This window comes from Nakamurella alba (assembly GCF_009707545.1).
Classification (GTDB): domain Bacteria; phylum Actinomycetota; class Actinomycetes; order Mycobacteriales; family Nakamurellaceae; genus Nakamurella; species Nakamurella alba.
The window spans coordinates 236076-255878 of the sequence record NZ_WLYK01000011.1 but is presented as its reverse complement, the minus strand read 5'-3'; the positions used below and the strand labels follow the sequence as shown (position 1 = coordinate 255878).

General features: G+C 73.4%; 12 protein-coding genes. 1 reads left to right on the top strand and 11 read right to left on the bottom strand.

Features of this window, described 5'->3' with window-relative positions:
- Position 1: 1 nt before the first annotated feature.
- The gene (locus GIS00_RS23010; RefSeq protein WP_154770777.1) at positions 2 to 1144 is read right to left on the bottom strand and encodes a M24 family metallopeptidase; all 1143 of its coding nucleotides are present in this window, start codon (positions 1142 to 1144) and stop codon (positions 2 to 4) included.
- A 99-nt stretch (positions 1145 to 1243) separates the two neighbouring features.
- Between GIS00_RS23010 and GIS00_RS23005 the strand changes: the two genes are divergently transcribed.
- Positions 1244 to 2197 carry a 5'-3' exonuclease gene (locus GIS00_RS23005; protein ID WP_154770776.1) on the top strand — a complete coding sequence of 318 codons (954 nt, stop codon included), beginning with the start codon at positions 1244 to 1246 and terminating at the stop codon, positions 2195 to 2197.
- Between the two features lie 313 nt (positions 2198 to 2510).
- Here the strand turns inward: GIS00_RS23005 and GIS00_RS23000 are convergent, their stop codons facing one another.
- The 10 genes from GIS00_RS23000 to GIS00_RS22955 form a co-directional block, all read right to left on the bottom strand.
- A complete protein-coding gene (locus GIS00_RS23000) occupies positions 2511 to 3263 on the bottom strand; it encodes a DUF4333 domain-containing protein (protein ID WP_154770775.1) in 753 nt (250 codons plus the stop codon).
- A 415-nt stretch (positions 3264 to 3678) separates the two neighbouring features.
- Complete coding sequence (locus GIS00_RS22995) at positions 3679 to 6483, bottom strand: DEAD/DEAH box helicase (protein ID WP_407666916.1); 2805 nt, start codon at positions 6481 to 6483, stop codon at positions 3679 to 3681.
- A 111-nt stretch (positions 6484 to 6594) separates the two neighbouring features.
- Entirely contained in the window at positions 6595 to 7572 is a 978-nt protein-coding gene (tatC, locus tag GIS00_RS22990) for a twin-arginine translocase subunit TatC (RefSeq protein WP_230314052.1), read from the bottom strand.
- A gap of 231 nt (positions 7573 to 7803) precedes the next feature.
- The gene (locus GIS00_RS22985; RefSeq protein ID WP_154770774.1) at positions 7804 to 8751 is read right to left on the bottom strand and encodes a helix-turn-helix transcriptional regulator; all 948 of its coding nucleotides are present in this window, start codon (positions 8749 to 8751) and stop codon (positions 7804 to 7806) included.
- Positions 8748 to 9746 (bottom strand): helix-turn-helix transcriptional regulator, encoded by a 999-nt coding sequence (locus GIS00_RS22980; RefSeq protein ID WP_322098342.1) that lies wholly within the window; start codon positions 9744 to 9746, stop codon positions 8748 to 8750. The genes GIS00_RS22985 and GIS00_RS22980 overlap by 4 nt, the downstream gene beginning before the upstream one ends.
- A gap of 204 nt (positions 9747 to 9950) precedes the next feature.
- Positions 9951 to 11309 carry a Pup--protein ligase gene (pafA, locus tag GIS00_RS22975; RefSeq protein ID WP_154770772.1) on the bottom strand — a complete coding sequence of 453 codons (1359 nt, stop codon included), beginning with the start codon at positions 11307 to 11309 and terminating at the stop codon, positions 9951 to 9953.
- 358 nt (positions 11310 to 11667) lie between these two features.
- Positions 11668 to 12747 carry a hemolysin family protein gene (locus tag GIS00_RS22970; protein WP_154770771.1) on the bottom strand — a complete coding sequence of 360 codons (1080 nt, stop codon included), beginning with the start codon at positions 12745 to 12747 and terminating at the stop codon, positions 11668 to 11670.
- Entirely contained in the window at positions 12744 to 14165 is a 1422-nt protein-coding gene (locus GIS00_RS22965) for a hemolysin family protein (protein ID WP_230314012.1), read from the bottom strand. Before GIS00_RS22965 ends, GIS00_RS22970 begins: the two co-directional genes overlap by 4 nt.
- A 280-nt stretch (positions 14166 to 14445) precedes the next feature.
- Positions 14446 to 17169 carry a CHAT domain-containing protein gene (locus GIS00_RS29145; RefSeq protein ID WP_154770769.1) on the bottom strand — a complete coding sequence of 908 codons (2724 nt, stop codon included), beginning with the start codon at positions 17167 to 17169 and terminating at the stop codon, positions 14446 to 14448.
- A 66-nt stretch (positions 17170 to 17235) separates the two neighbouring features.
- Positions 17236 to 19794, bottom strand: a complete 2559-nt coding sequence (locus tag GIS00_RS22955; protein ID WP_154770768.1) for a CHAT domain-containing protein — start codon at positions 19792 to 19794, stop codon at positions 17236 to 17238.
- Between the last annotated feature and the right edge of the window lie 9 nt (positions 19795 to 19803).

The window sequence follows — 19803 nt, the reverse complement described above, 5'->3', positions numbered from 1 at the left end:
GTCAGCCCACCACCTTCAGCATCCGATCGGCCCGGTTCATCAGCACCGGCCCGTCCTCCCCGACCACCACGATGTCCTCGATCCGGATGCCGAACCGACCCTCCAGGTAGATGCCCGGCTCGACCGAGAACGCCATCCCGGGTTCGAGGACACGGTCGTTCCCCTCGACCATGTACGGGTGCTCGTGCACCTCGAGGCCGATCCCGTGCCCGGTGCGGGTGAGGAAGCGATCGCCGTACCCGGCCTCGGCGATGATCGCCCGCGCGGTGCGGTCCACGGTCTCCGCGGTGATGCCCGGACGGACCACCTGGACCGCGGCCTGCTGGGCGCGACGAACGATCTCGTAGACCTCGGCGAAACCGTCGGGGGCGGTCCCGGCCACCTGGTAGGTGCGGGTGCAGTCCGAGAAGTAGCCGGTGGATTCGGGTCCGCCGATGTCGATCACCACCGGGTCACCGGGCTGGATCACCCGGTCTGAGGCCTCGTGGTGCGGACTGGCACCGTTCGGGCCGGAGGCGACGATCACGAAATCCGCGCGGGTGTGGCCCTCCTCGATCAGCGCCGCGGCGATGTCCGCCGCCACCTCGCGCTCGGTGCGGCCGGCCAGCAACCACTCGCCGATCCGGCCCTGTACCCGGTCGATCGCCGCACCGACCCGGGCGAGATGCGCGATCTCCTCGGATCCCTTGCGCATCCGGAGTTCTCCGATGATCGCGCCGGCAACGGTGAGGTCGGAGCCGGGGACGGCGTCGCGGATGCCGAGCGCGTGCACCGCCGGCAGGTGGTCGTCGACCGCGATCACCCTGGTGCCGGTCGGGAACAGCGCGACAGCGGCGTCGTACGGGTCCTCGCCGTCGAGCCAGGTGCTGATCGGGGTGCCCAGCACTTCGATCGGGCTGTCGTTCCAGCCCGGGCGCTCCAGAGCCGGGACCAACATCGCCGGGGCGCCGTCGGCCGGGACGACCAGCAGGGTGAGTCGTTCGTGGGAGGGCACCGAATGACCGGCCAGGTACTGCAGATCGGCGCCCGGCCCGACCAGGATCACGTCCACGCCCCGGGCGGCGGCCTGGGCAGCCAGTGCGGTGAGGCGGTCCGCGACCGCAGCAGTCGCGGCGCTCGTGGCGGCACCCGGGTCGTCGGTCATGGCACGGAACTCTATCCGGACCACTCGCCCCGCCCCGCGCGAGCCGCGAGGGCGCGCCGCGTGAGCGGGCCCCAACCTCGAAACGGTAGCGTCCGGCACATGCTGCAGCTCCTGGACCTCGCGGGGATCTACTTCCGGTCGTTCCACGCCCTGCCGTCGTCGATGACGGCACCGGACGGGCGCCCGGTGAACGCGATCCGCGGCACGATCGACATCATCCGGCGGGTGATGATCGACGCGAAGCCGACCCGGGTGATCGCCTGCCTGGACCTGGACTGGCGCCCGGCGTGGCGGGTGGAGCTGCTGCCGTCGTACAAGGCGCACCGGGTCATCGAGGAAGGCGGCGGTGCCACCGGTACCGGGGTCCCGGGCGGCGCCGACGTCGAGGAGGTGCCCGACGAGCTGTCCCCGCAGGTGCCGCTGCTGCTGGAGGTGCTCGAGGCGTTCGGCATCGCCATCGCCGGCGCCGAGGGGTTCGAGGCCGACGACGTGATCGGCACCCTCGCCGCCCGCGAGACCGTTGACCCGGTCGAGGTCGTCACCGGTGACCGGGATCTGCTGCAGCTCGCCCGGGAGACTCCGACGCCCGTGCGGGTTCGCTACGTCGGCGCCGGGATGAGCAAGGTGCAGGTGCTGGACCAGGCCGGGGTCGCCGAGAAGTACGGCATCCCGGCCTCCCGGTACGCCGACTTCGCGGCGCTGCGCGGAGACCCGTCGGACGGGCTGCCCGGGGTCGCCGGGATCGGCGAGAAGACCGCTGCCCAGCTGGTCGGCACCTTCGGCACCATCGAGGACATCGTGGTGGCGGCGAACGACCGGAACTCGGGCATGCCGCAGGCCTCCCGCAAGAAGCTGCTGGCCGCGGCCGACTACCTGGCGGTGGCGCCGAAGGTGGTCCGGGTCGCCGAGGACGCCCCGGTGTCGGTGCATCCCGCCGGTGATGGCGCCCTGCCGTCCTCCCCCACCGACCCGGCGCGCCTCGCCGCCCTGGTCAAGGAGTTGGGGATCGGCCAGTCGGTCAAGCGCCTGCTGGACACGATGCTCACCCGCTGACCGAATCCCCCATCCCTCGCCGAGGGCACTGTTTCTGCCCCCGCGCGTAGGAAAGCGGTGACTCCGGCACCACGCGTCCCAACGGCGGCAACTTCACACGCGTCGCGGACTTTGATCCTCGCGCCAGCCCAGGTGCAGCGTCCGAGGGCATCGGGAACGCCCCCGCGCGCAGGAAAGTGGCGACTCCTGCCACACCCGTCCCAACGGCGGCAACTTCACACGCGTCGACGACTTTGATCCTCGCGCCAACCGGGGACGCAGCAACGGCCCGCAACCGGTGTGTGGTTGCGGGCCGTTGCGAAGAGCTGCCGGGTCAGGCTGGGATGCCGACCTCGTAGAGGCCGTTGTCGTCCTTGACCGTGACGGTGACGTTCTTGGTCGCGCCGTCCTGGGTGACGGAGCAGACGAAGGAGGTGCCGGCCTTGACCTCCTGGTCGGCCGGGCAGTTCACCGCCGAGATGCCGGAGAGCGCGTAGCCGGCGGGGGCCGGGTCGGTCAGAATTTTCTGCACGTCGGTCTGCACCGCGGCCTGGTCGAAGACCTTCTTGTTGAGGAACCCGGGCCACAGGAACAGCAGCACCGCAGCGACGGCGAGCACCACGACGAGCGCGCTGACGCCGATCAGCAGGCCCTTGTTCGACTTCGGGGCACCGGCGGCACCCTGCCCGGGCTGGCCGTAGCCCTGCTGGCCGTAACCGGCCTGGCCGTACTGCTGGGCACCGTAGGCACCCTGCTGCCCGTAGCCCTGCTGCCCGTAGGCGGACTGGTCCGGCTGGCCGTAGGTCGGCTGGGCACCCGAGCCGTAGCCCTGCTGGCCGTACCCCTGCTGGCCGTAGCCCTGCTGCTCCGGCGCACCGTAGGTCGGCTGCGCTCCGGTGCCGTAACCCTGCTGGCCGTAGCCGCCGGTCTGCGGCTGCTGGCCGTACCCGGGCTGCTGTCCGTAACCCTGCTGGCCATAACCCTGCTGGCCGTAGCCCGACTGGTCCGGCGCGGCGGGCTGGCCGTAACCGCCCTGCTGGCCCTGGCTCCAGTCCGGGTTCCCACCCTGACCGTACGGGGTACTCATCGTCGTCCTCCTCGATATCCGGCCACGGCCGGCACGCTGCTGGTCATCCAATCACGCCGCTTCGGCGCGACCGCGGACCGACCCGCAACCGGACCGGCGGTCCGGCATGCCTTTCCGGGGGAACGGTACGCACCGCTGAGAGCTTTGTCAGTGTCTTGTTGATACCTGATCAGTTGATCGTTCTGCACGGATCGCCCCGACGATGCCCCGATCCGCCCGGGGCACGGATGGGCAGGGAACCCGCACTGAACTCGACCAGAATCTCGACCGGCACCCGCACAGCACTCAACCAGGATCTCGACCAGCACCCGCACAGCACCCGACCAGCATCCGACCGGCCCCGAAGCGGGTCCCGGACCGCGGCGGAAGGTGCCACGGACGGCGACGGATCACGGCGACGGATCACGGCGACGGATCAGACCGCGCCCATCGCGACCACGCCCCGGCGGAGCGCCGCGACACCCTCCGCCGCGGTCCCCGCCATCGCCGGCGGGGCGACGATCCGGATCTGGTCCAGCAGGTCGATCACCTGCCGGCACCAGCGGACGAAGTCGCCGGCGGACAGGTCGTCGCCGCCGGCGGCCGCGGCCAGCAGCGCGTCGGAGAGCATGCCACCCTCGGCCCAGACCGCCACGGCCGCAGCGAATCCCGCATCCGGCTGCCGGGTCACCGGCACCCCCGCCTCCGCCTCGTCGGCCGCGACCTCGGTCCACACCCGCCGGGTGGCGACCACCGCGTCACCCATCGCACCGATGGGCAGCCGCGCCGCGGCCGCGTTGTCCCGCCGGGACTCGTAGACCAGCGTCGACACGGCACCGGCGAGCTCGTGCGCGGCCAGCCCGTCCCAGGTCCCGCCGCGCAGGCACTCGGCGACGACCAGGTCGCTCTCCGACCAGATCCGGGTGAGCATCCTCCCGGCGTCGGTCAACCGGTCGTGCTGCACGAACCCGCGCCGGGTGAGCAGTCCGAGGATCTTGTCCAGCGCGGTGCCGAGCGAGCCCCGGGCGCCGTCGACCTTCGCGGTCAGCGCCGCGTTCTCGTCGGTCAGCCGCCGCCAGCGGCGGGCCCACTGCAGATGCGTCTCCCGGTCCGAGCAGCCGTGCACCGGGTGCGACCGCACCTCCCGGCGCAGCTGCGACAGCCGGGCCTCGTCCGGGCCGGCGGTGGTGTCGCCCCGCGCGCCGACCGACGCCGGCCGCTCCAGCCGCCCCTCGTGCTGCGCGGCGATGATCGAGGACGCCACGTCCTTGCGCACCTGGGCGGAGCGGTGGTCGACGAACTTCGCCAGCCGCAGCCGGCCGAGGGCCGGGACCGGGCCGCGGAAGTCGGCCGCGGACAGCCGACCGGACCAGCGGGAGGCGGTGATCACCAGCGGCCGGACTGTCCCGTCGGCCTCCAGCCCGGGGTCCAGCACCACGGCGAGGCCGGCGCGCCGACCGCTCGGCACGGAGATCACGTCCCCGCGGTGCAGCGCCTCCAGGTCCGCAGCGGTCGCCTCCCGGCGCCGGGCGGCACCGGAGCGGGCGGTCTGTTTCTCCAGGCCGGCCAGCGTCTGCAACAGGTCCAGGTACTCACCGGTGTCACCGAGGTGGCACTCCATCGCGGACGCGTGCGAGGCGATCGCCTGGGTGTTGCGACGCACCTGCCGGACCAGACCGACCACCGACGAGTCCGCCTGGAACTGCGCGAACGACTGCTCCAACAGCTCCTTGGAGGCGGTACGGCCCAATCGTCCGAGCAGGTTGACGGCCATGTTGTAGGACGGTCGGAACGAGGACCGCAGCGGGTAGGTGCGTTTCGAGGCGAGCCCGGCGACGGTGCGCGGGTCCGTGCCCGGCGCCCAGACGACAACCGCGTGCCCTTCGATGTCGATGCCGCGGCGCCCGGCCCGCCCGGTCAGCTGGGTGTACTCGCCCGGCGTCAGGTCGACGTGCCCCTCGCCGTTGTACTTGATCAGCTTCTCCAGCACGACGGTGCGGGCCGGCATGTTGATGCCCAGTGCCAGCGTCTCGGTCGCGAACACCGCCTTGACCAGCCCGGCGACGAACAGCTCCTCCACCGTCTCCTTGAACGTCGGCAGCATGCCGGCGTGGTGGGCGGCGATCCCGCGCTCCAGCGCCTCCCGCCAGTCCCAGTAGCCGAGTACGCCCAGGTCCGCCTCCGGCAGGTCGGCGGTGCGCCGGTCGATGACCGCCCGGATCTGCTCGCGTTCGGACTCGGTGGTCAGCCGCATCCCGGCGCGCACGCACTGGCCCACCGCCGCGTCGCAGCCGGCCCTGGAGAAGATGAAGGTGATCGCCGGCAGCAGGCCGTTACCGTCCAACCGCTCGATGACGTCGACCCGGGCCGGCGGCCGGAACCGCGGCCGGTTGTCCCAGGACCGACCACGCCCGCCCCCGCCCCCGGATCCGCCCCCGGGCCGCCCGTTGCCCCGCCCGCCACGGTGGGCGAACCGGTCGGCCATGCTCTCGGCGTCGGCGATGGCCCGGGTGAGCGAGGGGTCGACCTTCACCGCGCCGGGCGAGTCGCCGTCGGTGGAGGTGGTGAACAGGTCGAACATGCGGCGGCCGACCATCATGTGCTGCCAGAGTGGCACCGGCCGGATCTCGTCGACGACGACGGTGGTGTGCCCGCGGACCGCCTGCAGCCAGGCACCGAACTCCTCGGCGTTGGACACCGTCGCCGACAGCCCGACGACCTGTACCTCCTCCGGCAGCTGCAGGATCACCTCCTCCCACACCGCGCCGCGGAACTTGTCCGCCAGGTAGTGGATCTCGTCCATCACCACGGCGGTCAGCCCGTGCAGGTCCGGGGACCCGGCGTAGAGCATGTTGCGCAATACCTCGGTGGTCATCACGACGACGTCGGCGTGCGAGTTGATCGAGGTGTCGCCGGTGAGCAGGCCGACCGTGTCGGCGCCGTACTCGGCGATCAGGTCCTGGAACTTCTGGTTGGACAGCGCCTTGATCGGGGTGGTGTAGAAGCACTTCCCGCCGGTGCGCAGCGCCCGGTGCACCGCGAACTCGCCGACCACCGTCTTGCCGGCCCCGGTCGGCGCGCACACCAGCACACCCTGCCCGGACTCCAGCGCGGTGCAGGCCTGCAGCTGGAAGTCGTCGAGGCGGAACGGCCGGGTCGCGACGAACTCGGTGAGGTGCGGGGTGGCGGCACGCTCCCGGGACCGCGCGTAGCGCTCGGCCGGGGAGAGTTCCTCCTCCACCTGATCGGGACCGACCGGATCAGGATCGACGGAGAGGTCCCGCCCGAACGTGCTCACCCCTCCAGGGTTCCACACGTAGGCCGGCACCCCGCCGCACCGGGGTGCGACGGGTCAGGTGGCGTCGCCGTCGTCCAGTCGGTGGTCGGCCCGCAGCGGTGTCGCCGTCGGGGTTGGGGAGGCACCGGTCACCGACGCGGCCGAGCTCGCCTCGGGGGCACCGGCGGCGATCGGCGAGGGCGAGGCCTCGTCGTCCGACAGCTCCCCGAAGCCCTCGACCGCCAGCCGCTTGGCCTTGCGCTTGTCGTGGAACTTCGAGACCTGCACGGCGAGCTCGTAGAGGATGCACAGCGAGATCGCCAGCGCCAGCATGGTGATCGGGTCGTTGCCGGGGACGACCAGCCCGGCAAGCACGACCATCCCGAAGAATGCGTACCGCCGCGCCTGCGCCAGCTTCGCGCCCTTGAGCACACCGGCGAAGTTCAGCATCACCAGCAGCAGCGGCACCTCGAACGACAGCCCGAAGATGATCAGCATGGCGATCAGGAACGAGAAGTAGCTGTCCGGGGTGAGCTGCGCGACGCCGTCCTCACCAGCGAAGCTGAGCAGCACCTTCAGGCCCTCGCCGATGACGACGTAGGCCAGGGCGGAGCCGGCGAAGAACAGGAAGCCGCCCATCGAGACGAAGCTGACGGCGAACTTGCGCTCCTTGGAGTACAGCGCGGGCGTGACGAACGCCCACAGCTGGTAGAGCCAGATCGGCGAGGAGATGATCGAACCGACCAGCAGCGCGGCCTTCAGCCGGACCTGCAGGAAGCTGAACGGGGTGATCGCCACCAGCTGGCAGGAGGTGCCGTCGCCGGTGACGTTCCGGTACTCCGCCGGGACCGCGCAGTACGGGTGGATCATGATGTCGCCGAGGCTGGGGATGCCCAACGCCGGGATCTTGACCGTGTACCAGATGAACCCGACCACGGTGCCCAGGAAGAGCCCGAGGACCGCGAAGAACAGCCGGCGGCGGAGCTCGTACAGGTGCTCCATCAGCGACATCGACCCGTCGGCCGAGCGCTCTCCCTTGCGGCGGAACGGCATCTTCACCGAGCCCGCTCCCTTCCGACCGCTGTTCCCGACACCAGGTGCGGCACCGGGTCCGACCCCCGCGCCGCCTCGATCGTACTGACCGACCCGGCGCATCCCTCACTGTCCGTTCGGACCTCACAGCCCCGGGGACCGGTCCGCACGGGAATTCCTCGGGTCCCCCGCCGCCACACGGGCCCGCGATTGTCCGACAGCCCGGCGTCGGCGGTGGTGGGCGACCGCGGCTCAGCGATAGGCGGCAAGGGCCTCTTCCGCACGCCGGTGGATGGTCTCGACCAGGTCCGGCCGGTCCACGATCCGGGCGCCGTCGCCGAGGGACATCACCAGCCGGATGATCCAGTCGTCGCCGCCGGCCCGCAGCCGCACCCGGGTCCAGGTCGGGTCGTCGAGCTCCTGCACGTCCTCGACCTGGTAGTACTCGGCGACCCAGCGGGCGGCCGGACCGAGGTCCAGGGTCACCGTGGGCTGTGACGGGTGCGGATGGAACATCTGCTCGGGCACGTCGGAGTCGACCCAGAGCTGGGCCTGCGCCGGCTCGTCCAGCACCCGGACCTCGTCGATCCGGTCCACCCGGAAGTGCCGGACCGCCCCGGCCAGGTGGCACCAGCCCTCCAGGTACACCTGCCCGTCGGTGACCAGCAGCCGCATCGGGTCGACCGTGCGCTCGCTGACCGCGTCCCGGGAGGCGGTGTAGTAGCGGATCCACAGCTGCCGGCTCTCGTCGACGGCCCGCCGGACCTCGGCCAGCGCCGGGGCGGGCGAGGCCGCGGCAACCCGCAGGTTCTCCCCCGCGACGGCGCCCAGCCGCTCCAGCTTGGCCAGCGCGGAGCGGACGGCGTCGTCGTCGACCAGCCCGGGCAGGTCGGCGAGCGCCTGCAGGGCCACGGTGAGCGCGACGGCCTCGTCGGCGGAGAACCGGACCGGGCGCTCGATCCCGGCGTCGAAGGTGATCGACACGGTGCCGCCGTCCTCGTCCAGCACGACGTCGATCAGGTCGTCCGGGTAGTAGCCGGGCAGGCCGCAGACCATCAGCAGGTCCAGGTCGGCCTCGATCTGCCGTTGCGGCACACCGAACTCCGCGGCCAGCTCGGAGAGCGTGACACCGGGCCGGCGGGAGATGTACGGCACCATCGCCAGCACCCGGGTCAGCCGGGCCGATGCGGTCTCGCTCATCCGGCGGTCCTCCCAGCGACGTCGGTGAGCACCCGCACCACCGCGTCCCGCAGGTCCGGCGGCTCCTCGACCCGGACGTCCGGGCCGTGGCCGGCAACCATGCGGGCGGTGTCCCAGAGGTGCCGGACCGGCACCTGCACCCGGTCCCAGCCCTCCGGCGCGTCCGGCAGCGGGTTGCCGTCGCGCCGCAGCCCGGCCGCCCGGCCGGGCCGGACCAACAGCGTGGCGGTGCGCCGCACCGGCGCCTCGACGTTCCGCGCGACGGTGGCCAGCAGGTCGACGTTCTCGGGGATCCGGACCGCGCCGGCCCGGCCAACGGTGCTCACCTGGCCGGCGATCCGGGACAGCCGGAAGGTGCGCTGCCCGCCGCGGCCGGTGTCGAACCCGACCAGGTACCAGCGGCCGCGGAAGGACACCAGCCCCCACGGCTGCACCGCCCGCGCCTCTGCCGGCTCGCCGGGCTGCTTGCGGTAGTCGAAGGCGACGGCGCGGCGGGCCTTGACCGCGTCGAACAGCGGGGTGAACGACGGGTCGCTGGTGCGCACCCGCGGCTGCAGCAGGCCGGCGGCGGACCGGGCGGCGGTGTCGACCGCCTCCGCCGCCTCCTGGTCGGCGGGGACGGCGTCGCGGATCTTCCGGAGTGCCCCGGAACCGGCCGAGGACAGCGCCGTGGTCTCCCACAGCCGGGACGCCAGACCGAGTGCCGCCGTCTCGGCGGGGGTGAAACCCATGGGTGGGAGGGCGAACTCGCCCGGTGGGATCCGGTAGCCGACGGTGCCGTCGGCGTCGGCGCCCTCGCCGGAGGTCTGCAGCGGGATGCCCATGTCGCGGAGTTCGGTCTTGTCCCGCTCGAAGGTGCGGAAGAACGCCTCCTCGGTGGGTGCGTCGGCATACCCGGCCACCCGCTCCCGGATCCAGGCAGCCGAGCGGAAGCGCGGCGCGTTCACCAATGCGATGACCAGGTTCAGCAGTCGTTCCGCCTTCGCCGTCGCCACGCCGTCCAGCTTTTCACAGGCCGGTCGCCGGGCGTCGCACATCTGTCCGCTTCCGGTGAACGCGCCGCGCCCGGGTCCCCGCGAGGATCAAGATCCACGGCGCGTGTGAAGTTGTCGACTCCTGTCCCACCCGTCCCAAAGACTGCACCTTCACACGCGTCGAGGATCTTGATCCTCGCGCGGGGCGGGGTGGGGTGCAGTCGGTCAGAGGGTGTCGAGGAGTTTGGCGACGCGCTCGTCCTCGGCCTTGAACGGGTCCTTGAGCAGCACGGTGCGCTGGGCCTGGTCGTTGAGCTTGAGGTGCACCCAGTCGACGGTGTAGTCGCGGCCGGCGTCCTGCGCCTTCGCCACGAACTCGCCGCGCAGCTTCGCCCGGGTGGTCTGCGGCGGGAGGGTGGTGGCCTCCTGGATCTGCTCGTCGGACACCACCGTGGCCGCGCGGCCACGGTTGACCAGCAGCGAGTGCAGCCCGCGGCCGGGCCGGACGTCGTGGTAGGTCAGGTCGATCTGCGCGATCCGCGGGTCGGCCAGCTCCAGCCCGTGCTTGGCGCTGTACGAGTCGATCAGTTTCTTCTTGATGACCCAGTCGATCTCGGTGTCCACCGCCGACAGGTCGTCGGACTCGACCCCCTTGAGCGTGCGCGCCCACAGATCGAGCACCTGCTCGGACACCGGGTCGGTACCGCGCCGGGCGACGTAGTCGGCGGCCTTGGAGTAGTACTCCATCTGCGCGTCCAGCGCGGAGATCTCGCCGCCGCCGGCCAGCCGGACCGGGCGCCGGCCGGTGATGTCGTGGCTGATCTCCCGGATCGCCCGGATCGGGTTGTCGAAGGTCAGGTCGCGCAGCTGCACCCCGGCCTCGATCATCTCCAGCACCAGCGCGGCGCTGCCGACCTTGAGCAGCGTCGTGGTCTGGCTCATGTTCGAGTCGCCGACGATCACGTGCAGCCGGCGGTACCGCTCGGCGTCCGCGTGCGGCTCGTCCCGGGTGTTGATGATCGGCCGGGACCGGGTGGTGGCGCTGGAGACGCCCTCCCAGATGTGATCCGCCCGCTGCGACAGGCAGTAGGACGCGCCGCGCGGGGACTGCAGCACCTTGCCGGCGCCGGCGATCAGCTGCCGGGTCACCAGGAACGGGATCAGCCCGTCGGCGATCCGGGAGAACTCCCCCGCCCGGGCGATCAGGAAGTTCTCGTGGCAGCCGTACGAGTTGCCGGCCGAGTCGGTGTTGTTCTTGAACAGGTAGATGTCGCCGCCGATGCCCTCCTCGGCCAGCCGCGCCTCGGCGTCGACGACCAGATCCTGCAGGATCCGCTCCCCCGCCTTGTCGTGCGCGATCAGCGTCAGCAGGTCGTCGCACTCCGCGGTGGCATACTCCGGGTGCGATCCGACGTCGAGGTAGAGCCGGGATCCGTTGCGCAGGAAGACGTTCGACGACCTTCCCCAGGACACCACGCGCCGGAACAGGTAGCGCGCCACCTCGTCCGGGGACAGCCTGCGCTGCCCGTGGAAGGTGCACGTGATGCCGAACTCGGTCTCCAGACCCAGGATCCGCCGCTGCATACCGCCGACTGTAGGCCCCGACCCCCGCGCTCCGGGTGAAGGCCCCGGCACGCGCCCGACGTCCGGGCCGGCGTCCGGCACCCGGCGGTCGGACGACACCCGGCGATCGGACGGCACCCGGCGATCGGACGACACCAGCGGAACGACCGCCCGCGGGACCGCCGCCCCGAACAGGCCGATGCCCGTGAGGGCGTGTCTCTCAATCCCGGATCGTCGCGAGCGACGTCCTGTCGGGCCGTCGGCAAGGCGGTCGAGGAGCTGGGAATCCTGGTCGGCTTTCCGACCTGGCAAACATCTGTCAACGCATCCGACTGTTTTCAGGGCGTTGTGCAGCAGATTCGGGGTTGGGAGACACGCCCTAGCCCCGGCGCCGGGTGGCGTCGCGGACCTCGCCGATGAGCTCCTCGATGACGTCCTCGAGCATGACCAGACCGGCCCGCTCGCCGGGTGCCGGCGCCGCCGCACCGGGATCGACCGCCCCGCCGCCCGGCCGCACCTGGGCGAGATGGGCGCCGCGGCGCCGCATCCGCTCCAGCGCCACCCGGAGTTCGCTCTCTGCGGTGACCACCGGCAGCTGCCGGATCCGGTCGGCCGGCACCGGGTCGTCCCGTCGGTCGGCGGGGATGCCGACGACGTCGCGGATGTGCAGGTAGCCGACGTACCGGCCGTCGGCGTCGCGCACCGGGAACCGGGAGAACCCGGTGCGGGCGCAGGTGCGCTCCACCTCGGCGGCGCTCACGCCGGCCGGCAGCGAAACCACGTCGGCATCGGCCAGCAGCACCTGCACGACCTTCGCGGTGCCGAACTCCAGGGCCGAGGTGATCAGCTGGTGCTCCTGGCCGCCGAGCAGCCCCTCCGCCCGGGACTCGGCGACCAGACCGGCCACCTCGTCGCTGGTGTAGGCCGAGGTGACCTCGTCCTTCGGCTCGTGCCCGGTCAGCCGGACCACCAGGTTGGCCAGGTGGTTCAGCCCACGGACGATCGGCCCGAGCATGGTGGCGATGGCCCGGAGCGGCGGGGCCAGCATCACCGCGACCCGCTCGGGTCCGGCCAGCGCGATGTTCTTCGGCACCATCTCGCCGAGCGAGACGTGCGCGGAGACCACCAGCAGCAGCGCGACGGTCAGCGCGACCGGGTGCAGCCAGGCCTCCGGGATCCCCCAGCTGTGGAAGACCGGCTCCAGCAGGCTGGCCACCGCCGGCTCGCCGAGCGCGCCGAGCAGCACACCGCACAGCGTGATCCCCAGCTGCGCGGTCGCCATCATCACCGACACGTCCTCCATGGCATGGAGGGTGGTGCGGGCGCGGCGGCTGCTCACCGCCATCGGCTCGATCACCGTGCGGCGCGCCGAGATCAGCGAGAACTCGGCGGCGACGAAGAACGCCGACAGCCCGAGCAGCACCACCACCAGGCCGGTCAGCAGCCAGGCGCCGGTCATCGGGACTCCTCCGGCCAGTCCGCCTCGTCCAGCACCCCGACCGCGGACAGCAGCACGGTGTCCACCCGCCGCCGGTCCATCTGCAGCACGGTGAGCCGCACCATGGCGGCCCGCGGCAGGTCCTCGTCCGGATCGGCGGGTACCGGCCCGTCCTCCGGGTGCCCGGGGGCGACACCGAGCTGGGCCACCGACTCGACGGTGGCCATCACCGCGACGGAGTCGCCGGGCGACGGGATCCGGCCGAGCTCGTCGATCAGCAGGCCGGCGACGGTCTCGTAGTTGCCGTCCTCCGGCAGCCGCACCCCGGTGACCTCGGCGACCTCGTCCGGCCGCAGGGTTCCGGGCAGCGCCCACGTGCCGTCGGGCAGCAGGTCACCGATCCGGGTGCGCGGGTCGTGCTCGTCGACGATCTCGCCGACCAGCTCCTCCACCACGTCCTCGAGGGTGAGGATGCCGGCGGTGCCGCCGTACTCGTCGGCGACGACGGCCATCTGCAGGCCCTGGCTGCGCAGCTCCTCGAGCAGGTCCTCCAGCCGCTGGGTCTCCGGGACCACCAGCACCTCGGTCATCAGCTGCTCGATCCGTACGCCGGCCCGCTCGTCCGGCGGGATGGCGACGGCCCGCTTGAGGTGCACCAGGCCGACCACGTCGTCGGAGTCCTCGCCGCTGACCGGGAACCGGGAGTGGCCGGTCTCCACCGATGCGGTGATCACGGCCTCGGCACTGTCCGCGGCGCGCACGAAGCGCACCTGCGGCCGCGGGGTCAGCACGTCGTCGGCGGTGCGGTTGGCGAAGGAGATGGACCGGGCCAGCAGGTTCGCGCTGGGCTGGTCGAGGGTGCCCTGGGCGGCGGACCGCCGGACCAGCGACTCGAGCTCCTCCGGCGACCGGGCCGACCGCAGTTCCTCCTGCGGCTCGATGCCGAACAGCCGCAGCACCCCGTTGGCGGTCCCGTTCAGCGCCCAGATCAACGGCTTGAACAGCACCGCGGCGGCCCGGTTGGGGCGCACCACGGCCTTGGCGGTGGCCAGCGGCGCGGAGATCGCGATGTTCTTCGGCACCAGTTCGCCGAACACCATGGACAACACGGTGGCGACGATCAGTGCGATCAGCACGGAGATCGAGTCGGCCGCGGTCTCCGAGATCCCGAGGCCGGTCAGCAGCGGCGAGATCAGCGACGCCAGCGAGGGTTCCATCACGAAGCCGAGCGCCAGCGTGGTGACGGTGATGCCCACCTGGGCGGCGGACAGCTGGGTGGACAGCGTGCGCAGGCCGGCCAGCAGCGACTGCGACCGGCGGTCGCCCGCCGCCGCGTCCCGGGTCACGGTGGCGCGGTCGACGGTGACCAGACTGAACTCGGCCGCGACGAAGACGTAGGTGCCGGCGATCAGCACCAGGCCGACGACCAGCAGGATCAACTCGGTGATCAGAACGTGGCTCCGGGTCGGGATTCGGCGGGCGCCCGGGCGGCGCTCGCGACAGGCGGTGCGCGTCGGTGAGCAGCAGTGGGCGGTGGAAGGTTAACCCACGATCACCGTCATACCCGGTGCGCGTCCGTTCCATTCCGGCGCCCGGCCCGGACCTCCCGGGGAGGCCGGGTTCTCCGCAGGTGTGGGTCCGGGACGACCGACCCTCAGGGTGGCTGTCGGTCCGGGACCGTCCCCCCGGGGAACCCGGGCCGCCACCCGACCCGGCCGTTCAGACCCCGGCGCCGAAACAGCTGAACGGTGCGGGCCGGTCGACGGTGCCGACCGCACCGGCCAACGCGAAGGCCGGCCGGTCACCGGCGGCCAGCCGCCGGTGGTACTCGGTCATCACCTCGGCCGCCACCTCGTCGCCGATCCGGCTGACCCCGGCGATCACGGTGGACACGCCGCTGCGCAGCAGCGCCGCGGCCAGGCCCAGCGGTTCGCCGATCCGCACGTCGTTGCGGCCCACCTCGCAGCTGGAGAGCACCACCTGGCGGGGCAGGTCCGGGTTCGGCGCGATGTCGTAGCCGTACAGCGGCCCGTCGGCCAGCAGCACCGAGGAGAACAGCGGGCTCTCCGCCTCGTGCCGGCCGTGCGCGGCGATGTGCAGCAGCCCGCCGTCCGGCACCTCGCGCAGCACCGCCGACCCGGTCGCGTCGCCGTCCACCAGCACGGCCGACCCGGGATGCACGGCCGCCACCTGCTCCACCTCCAGGCCGCCGAGCGGAACGCCCGGCCCGGCCACCGACAGCACCCCGGCCACCTGCGCGGGCCGGCCCAGTTCGGTCATCGACGCGGTCACCGAGGAGTTCACCGTGATCGGCCGGCCATGCAGCCCCGGCAGCATCGACCACGGCACGGTCGCCAGCACGCCCAGGCCGGAGATCAGCAGCGGGCCGGGCCGCAGCCACCCGGCGATCGGCGCGACCAGCGTCGCGGACAGCGCGGACAGCCCCTGCTCGAGGGACCGCCCGGCCACCGCGCGCACGGCGGCCGGCACCCGCCCGGAGGCCAGCAGGTCCAGGTCCGCGTCCAGCCGGCGGACCCGCTCCTGCAGGTCGGCGAAGGCGCCGAGCACTGCGAACGACGCACCCTCCGGCCCGATCACCAGGGCGTGCACCACGCCACCGCCGCGGATGTAGGCGACCACCGTCGGGGCGTCGGGGTCGGCGGCCAACCGGCGCTGCACGTCCGTCAGGCTCGGCGGCCGGGTGACCGCGCCGTTGCCGCGGGCCTCCCAGGCCCGGGCCCGGACGGCCCGGCGCAGTTCACGGACCCTGGTCTCCAGCGCCGGGCTGCGGCGTCCGGAGAGAACCGCCTGCCGGGCCTGTTCGTAGCTGACCCGCAGCGCGCCGAGTTCCTCCGCCAGCACCGGGTCGGCCGGCGGCCGCACCTGCGGCAGCCGGGTGCTCACGCCGCGGGCCCGCTCCAGCCACTGGAAGATGGTCGCCGGCGACCCGCTGCGCACCGCGGTGCGCAGGCCGAGTGCTGCCAGGTCCGCGCCGTGCACCGCCGACGCCGACTGCAGGTCCTGGGAGCCGAAGCGGGCCTGGAACCGGGCGAGTTCGTCGAGGCCGCGCCGGATGTGGCCGAACCCGGCCCGCCGGTCGTCGTGCGCGAGCGCGATCCGGGCGTCCACGTACCGGTGGTGCAACCGGGCCGCCAGCTGCGGCATCGCGCTGCTTTGCCGGACCTGCGCCGCGACCCCGGCGGCCTCGTGCACGCGGCCTGCGTCCAGCAGCGCCTCCGCCTGCAGCAGCAGCGCGGCGCCACGGTCGTCGGGCATGCCGGCCGCGGCGAGCTCGTCGGCGAGTGCACCGGCGGACCGGGCATCGCGGGAGGCTGCCGGGTCGATGCCGGCCGTCCCGGTAACACTTGCCGCCTCGGCATCCCCGGTTGGTCCGGCACACCCGGCCCTTCCTGCAGCTCCTGCCGGTCCTGGTGCCCGGCCGGGCAGCGCGACCGTCCCGTCCTCGGCGGCGAGCGCGCGCAGCGCCCGCCGGGCACGCTGCTGCAGCACCCGGGAGGCCAGTGCGGCGTTGTCGTTGCCACGCCGGGCGGCGATCGTCGCCGCCTTCCGGGCGTGGTCCAGCGCGGCGGCCGGCTCCCCGGCCATCAGGTCCAGCTCGGCCCGCACCGCGTAGGCCTCGACGAGGTCGGCGGTGGCGCGGTTGCGGCGGAACGCCGCGAGGGCGTGGTCGACGAACTCCCCGGCCTCGACGACCATCCCCGCGGCGGTGAGCGCCCGCGCCCGGTCCAGGTGGGAGACACCGTCCGCGGCCCCTTCCGCGGAGGCGGCCGCGGCCGACTCCATCGCGGACAGCGCGCCGGGCAGGTCGCCACCGAGATACCGTACGTAGCCGAGGTTGTGGTCGGCCATGAAGATCAGGTCGGGGTCGCGCAGGCGGCGCCCGATCGCGCCGGCCTCGGCGGTGTCGGCGGCCGCGTCGGACAACCGGCCCGCCGACATGTGCATCAGCCCGCGGTTGATCAGCGCCCCGGCCAGGTCCTCCTGCTCACGTGCCGACTCGGCCCCGCGCTGCTCGGCGATCGCCCGGTCGAAGTCCTCGATCGCCAGGTCGGGCCGTCCGGTCCGGACGTGCAGCAGGCCGCGGGCGACCCGGACGGCGGGCAGGATCTGCGTCCCGGCCGAGGCGGCCTGGTCCAGCAGTGCCCTGGCCACCCGGGTCCGGCCGAGCTCGGACTCGTTGTAGGCCAACGCGATCAGGATCCGGACGCGCAGGGTGGGATCGCCGCCCGGCACCGCCTCCCAGGCGGCCAGGGCGCGGCGGGCGAACCGGCGGCTGACGTCCCAGTGGCCGCGGTCGCTGGCCTGCCTGGAGGCGGTCCAGAGTTCCTCGGCCGACGCGGCCGATGTGGCCCGTGGGCGCCGGACCTGCTGACCGCGCTGCTCACCGCCCGCCCCCGCGGGTCGCGGAATGTCCGACGCCACGCCCCCAGCATCACAGAACGCGCACAGCCTGACCAGCCCGTTCCGGGGCGGATGCCCACGGTCGGCCTACCAGCGGACCGGTCCACCCAGGCCGAAACAACTGAACGGAGCGATCTCCTCACCCATGGTGTCCACCGCTCGGGCCAGCGCGGCCGCCGGGCCGGCGCCGCCGATCAGCGCCTCGTGGAACCGCACCATGGTCTCGGCGGCCACGTCGTCCGCGACGCGGCTGACCCCGGCGACGACGGTGCGCACGCCGGAACGGAGCAGCGCCACCGCCAACCCCAGCGGCTCGCCGCCGGGCCGCAGCGCCGAGCGGCCGACATCGCAGCTGGAGAGCACCACCTCCGCCGGCAGCCGCCGCACCGGGGCGATGTCGTAGCCGAAGAGCGGTCCGTCGGCAAGCAGCACGTGGGAGAACAGCGGGCTCTCCACCTCGTGGTGCCCGTGCGCCGCGACGTGCAGCACACCACCGTCGGGCATCCCCGCCAGCACGGCGGCGCCGGTCGCCGCCGCGCCGGTCAGCAGGCCGGCCCCGGGGTACCGGGCCGCCACCTCCTGCACCTCCTTCTCGCCGGACGGCACATCCGGTCCACCGACCGCCAGCACGCCCCGCCGGAACGCCGGGCCGGTTGTTCCCACGACGGCCGCACCGTTCAGGGCCGCGGTCACCGACGAGTGGACCGCGACCGGGCGCCCCCGCATCGACGGCAACAGGGTCCACGGCACGGTCGCCGCCTCACCCACCGCCACCACCAGCACCGGCCCGCCGGCGGGCAGGTCCCGCAGCGGCGCGAGCAGGGTCCGGTCCAGATCGGCCAGCTCCGCCTGCAGCGAGGTCCGGGCAACCGCGCGGAGCGGCGCGGGAATCCTTGGTGCGGCGAGCATGTCGAGGTCGGCGGCACGACGCCGGTGCCGCTCCGCGGAGTCCACCCAGGCGCCGAGCGGTACGAACGAGGCGGTGTCGGCGGTGATCACCAGCGCCCGGATCCCACCCCGGCCGGTGATGTAGGCCAGCACGGCCGGACGGTCCGGGTCCGCGGCCAGCGCGCGCTGGACGGCGGCCAGCGGGATCGGTCGCTGCACCTGTCCGGCGCCGGCCGTGGTCCAGGACCGGTGCCGGATCGACCGGCGCAGCTCGGCGACCTTGCGGCGCAGCGCCGGGTCCGGGGTCCCGGCGATCGCGGCCTGCCGTTCCTGGCCGGCGGACAGCCGCAGCTCGGCGAGCAGCCCGGCCAGCTCGCTGTCGTCGGGCGGCCCGATCGCCGGGAGCCGGGTGGTGACCGCGCGGGAGCGCTCGAGCCAGTGCAGGATGCCGGCCGGTGACCCGGATCCGACGGCGGTGCGCAGCCCGAGCCGGGCCAGCCGCTGGCCGAGGACCGCTGCCCCGGCCTGCATGTCCTGGGAGCCGAACCGGGCCTGGAAGTCGGCCAGCCGGTCCAGTCCGCGGCGCAGCTCGGACAGGCCCGGACCCGTGCGGCCGGCGGCGATGTCGAGCCGGGCGTGCAGGTAGGCCTGTTCCAGCACGTGCGCGGTGTACACCCGGTCGCGTGGCACCGTGCCGGCCAGGATCTCGGTCGCCCGCCGCGCGTCACCCCCGTCCAGCACGCCCTCCACCTGCACGAAGGTCGCCGACATGGCGTCGTCGGTGAGCCCGGCGGCGGCCAGCTCGCCGGCCAGCACCTCCGCCTCCGCCGCCTCCTGCCGGGCCTGCCGGACCGTGCGCGGCGGCGGGTCGAGCCCGAGGAACGGCGCCCGCAGTTCGGCCAGCCGGGCCAGTCGGGCGGTGATCCGGTCGCCGCGCCGGGTGGCCAGCCGGCGCGCCTCCCGCGCCGACCGGCGGCCGTCTTCCCAGCGGCCGGCGGCGGCGTCGATCTCCGACGCCAGCAGCAGGCCCTGCACCAGGTCGGCGGTGGAGGAGTTCGCCCGGAAGTCGGCCAGCGCGAGGTCGAGGAACTCGCGGGCCTCGGTGGTCAGCCCGGCGGCGCGCAGCACCTGCGCCCGGTCCAGGGCGGGGATGCCGACCGCGTCCTCCGGGGCCAGCTCGGCGGCGGCGGCCATCTCGGCCAGCGCGCCGGGCAGGTCACCGCCCAGGTAGCGGAGGTAGCCGAGGTTGTGCCGGCCCATGAAGGCCGTGCCGAGGTCACCGACCCGTTCCGCCTCGGTGACGGCGCGCGCCGTGTCCCGCCGGGCCTCGGCCAACCGGCCCAGTGCCATCAGCGCCAGTCCGCGGTTGATGAGTGCGCCGACCAGGATCCGGTCCTCCGCCACCGCGGCGGCGGCGTCGAGTTCGGCGACGGCCTCCTCCAGGCGGCCGGTGCGGGCCAGCACCAGTCCGCGGGCGGTGCGGACCAGGGCCCGGTGCGCCGGGTCCCCGGCCAGCGCCTGCTCGAAGAGCTCGGCGGCTCCGGTGGTGTCGCCGGACTCGGCGAGGGCGGTGGCCAGGTTGACCCGCACCCGGACGGCGAAGGACTCGTGATCGGGATCGCCCGGGACCAACCGGGTCAGCGTCCGCCGGCAGAGCACGACGGTGTCGCGGGTCCGGCCGGCGTTGGCCAGGTCCTGGATCCGGGCGAGCAGCAGCGGCAGTTCGGCGGCGGTCAGCGGGCGGGCGGCGGGGGCCACCCACCCATC

Coding starts and splice junctions, on each gene's coding strand:
- GIS00_RS23010 (WP_154770777.1), bottom strand. CDS start 1,144: ATGACCGACGACCCGGGTGCCGCCACGAGCGCCGCGACTGCTGCGGTC.
- GIS00_RS23005 (WP_154770776.1), top strand. CDS start 1,244: ATGCTGCAGCTCCTGGACCTCGCGGGGATCTACTTCCGGTCGTTCCAC.
- GIS00_RS23000 (WP_154770775.1), bottom strand. CDS start 3,263: ATGAGTACCCCGTACGGTCAGGGTGGGAACCCGGACTGGAGCCAGGGC.
- tatC (WP_230314052.1), bottom strand. CDS start 7,572: ATGCCGTTCCGCCGCAAGGGAGAGCGCTCGGCCGACGGGTCGATGTCG.
- GIS00_RS22985 (WP_154770774.1), bottom strand. CDS start 8,751: ATGAGCGAGACCGCATCGGCCCGGCTGACCCGGGTGCTGGCGATGGTG.
- pafA (WP_154770772.1), bottom strand. CDS start 11,309: ATGCAGCGGCGGATCCTGGGTCTGGAGACCGAGTTCGGCATCACGTGC.
- GIS00_RS22970 (WP_154770771.1), bottom strand. CDS start 12,747: ATGACCGGCGCCTGGCTGCTGACCGGCCTGGTGGTGGTGCTGCTCGGG.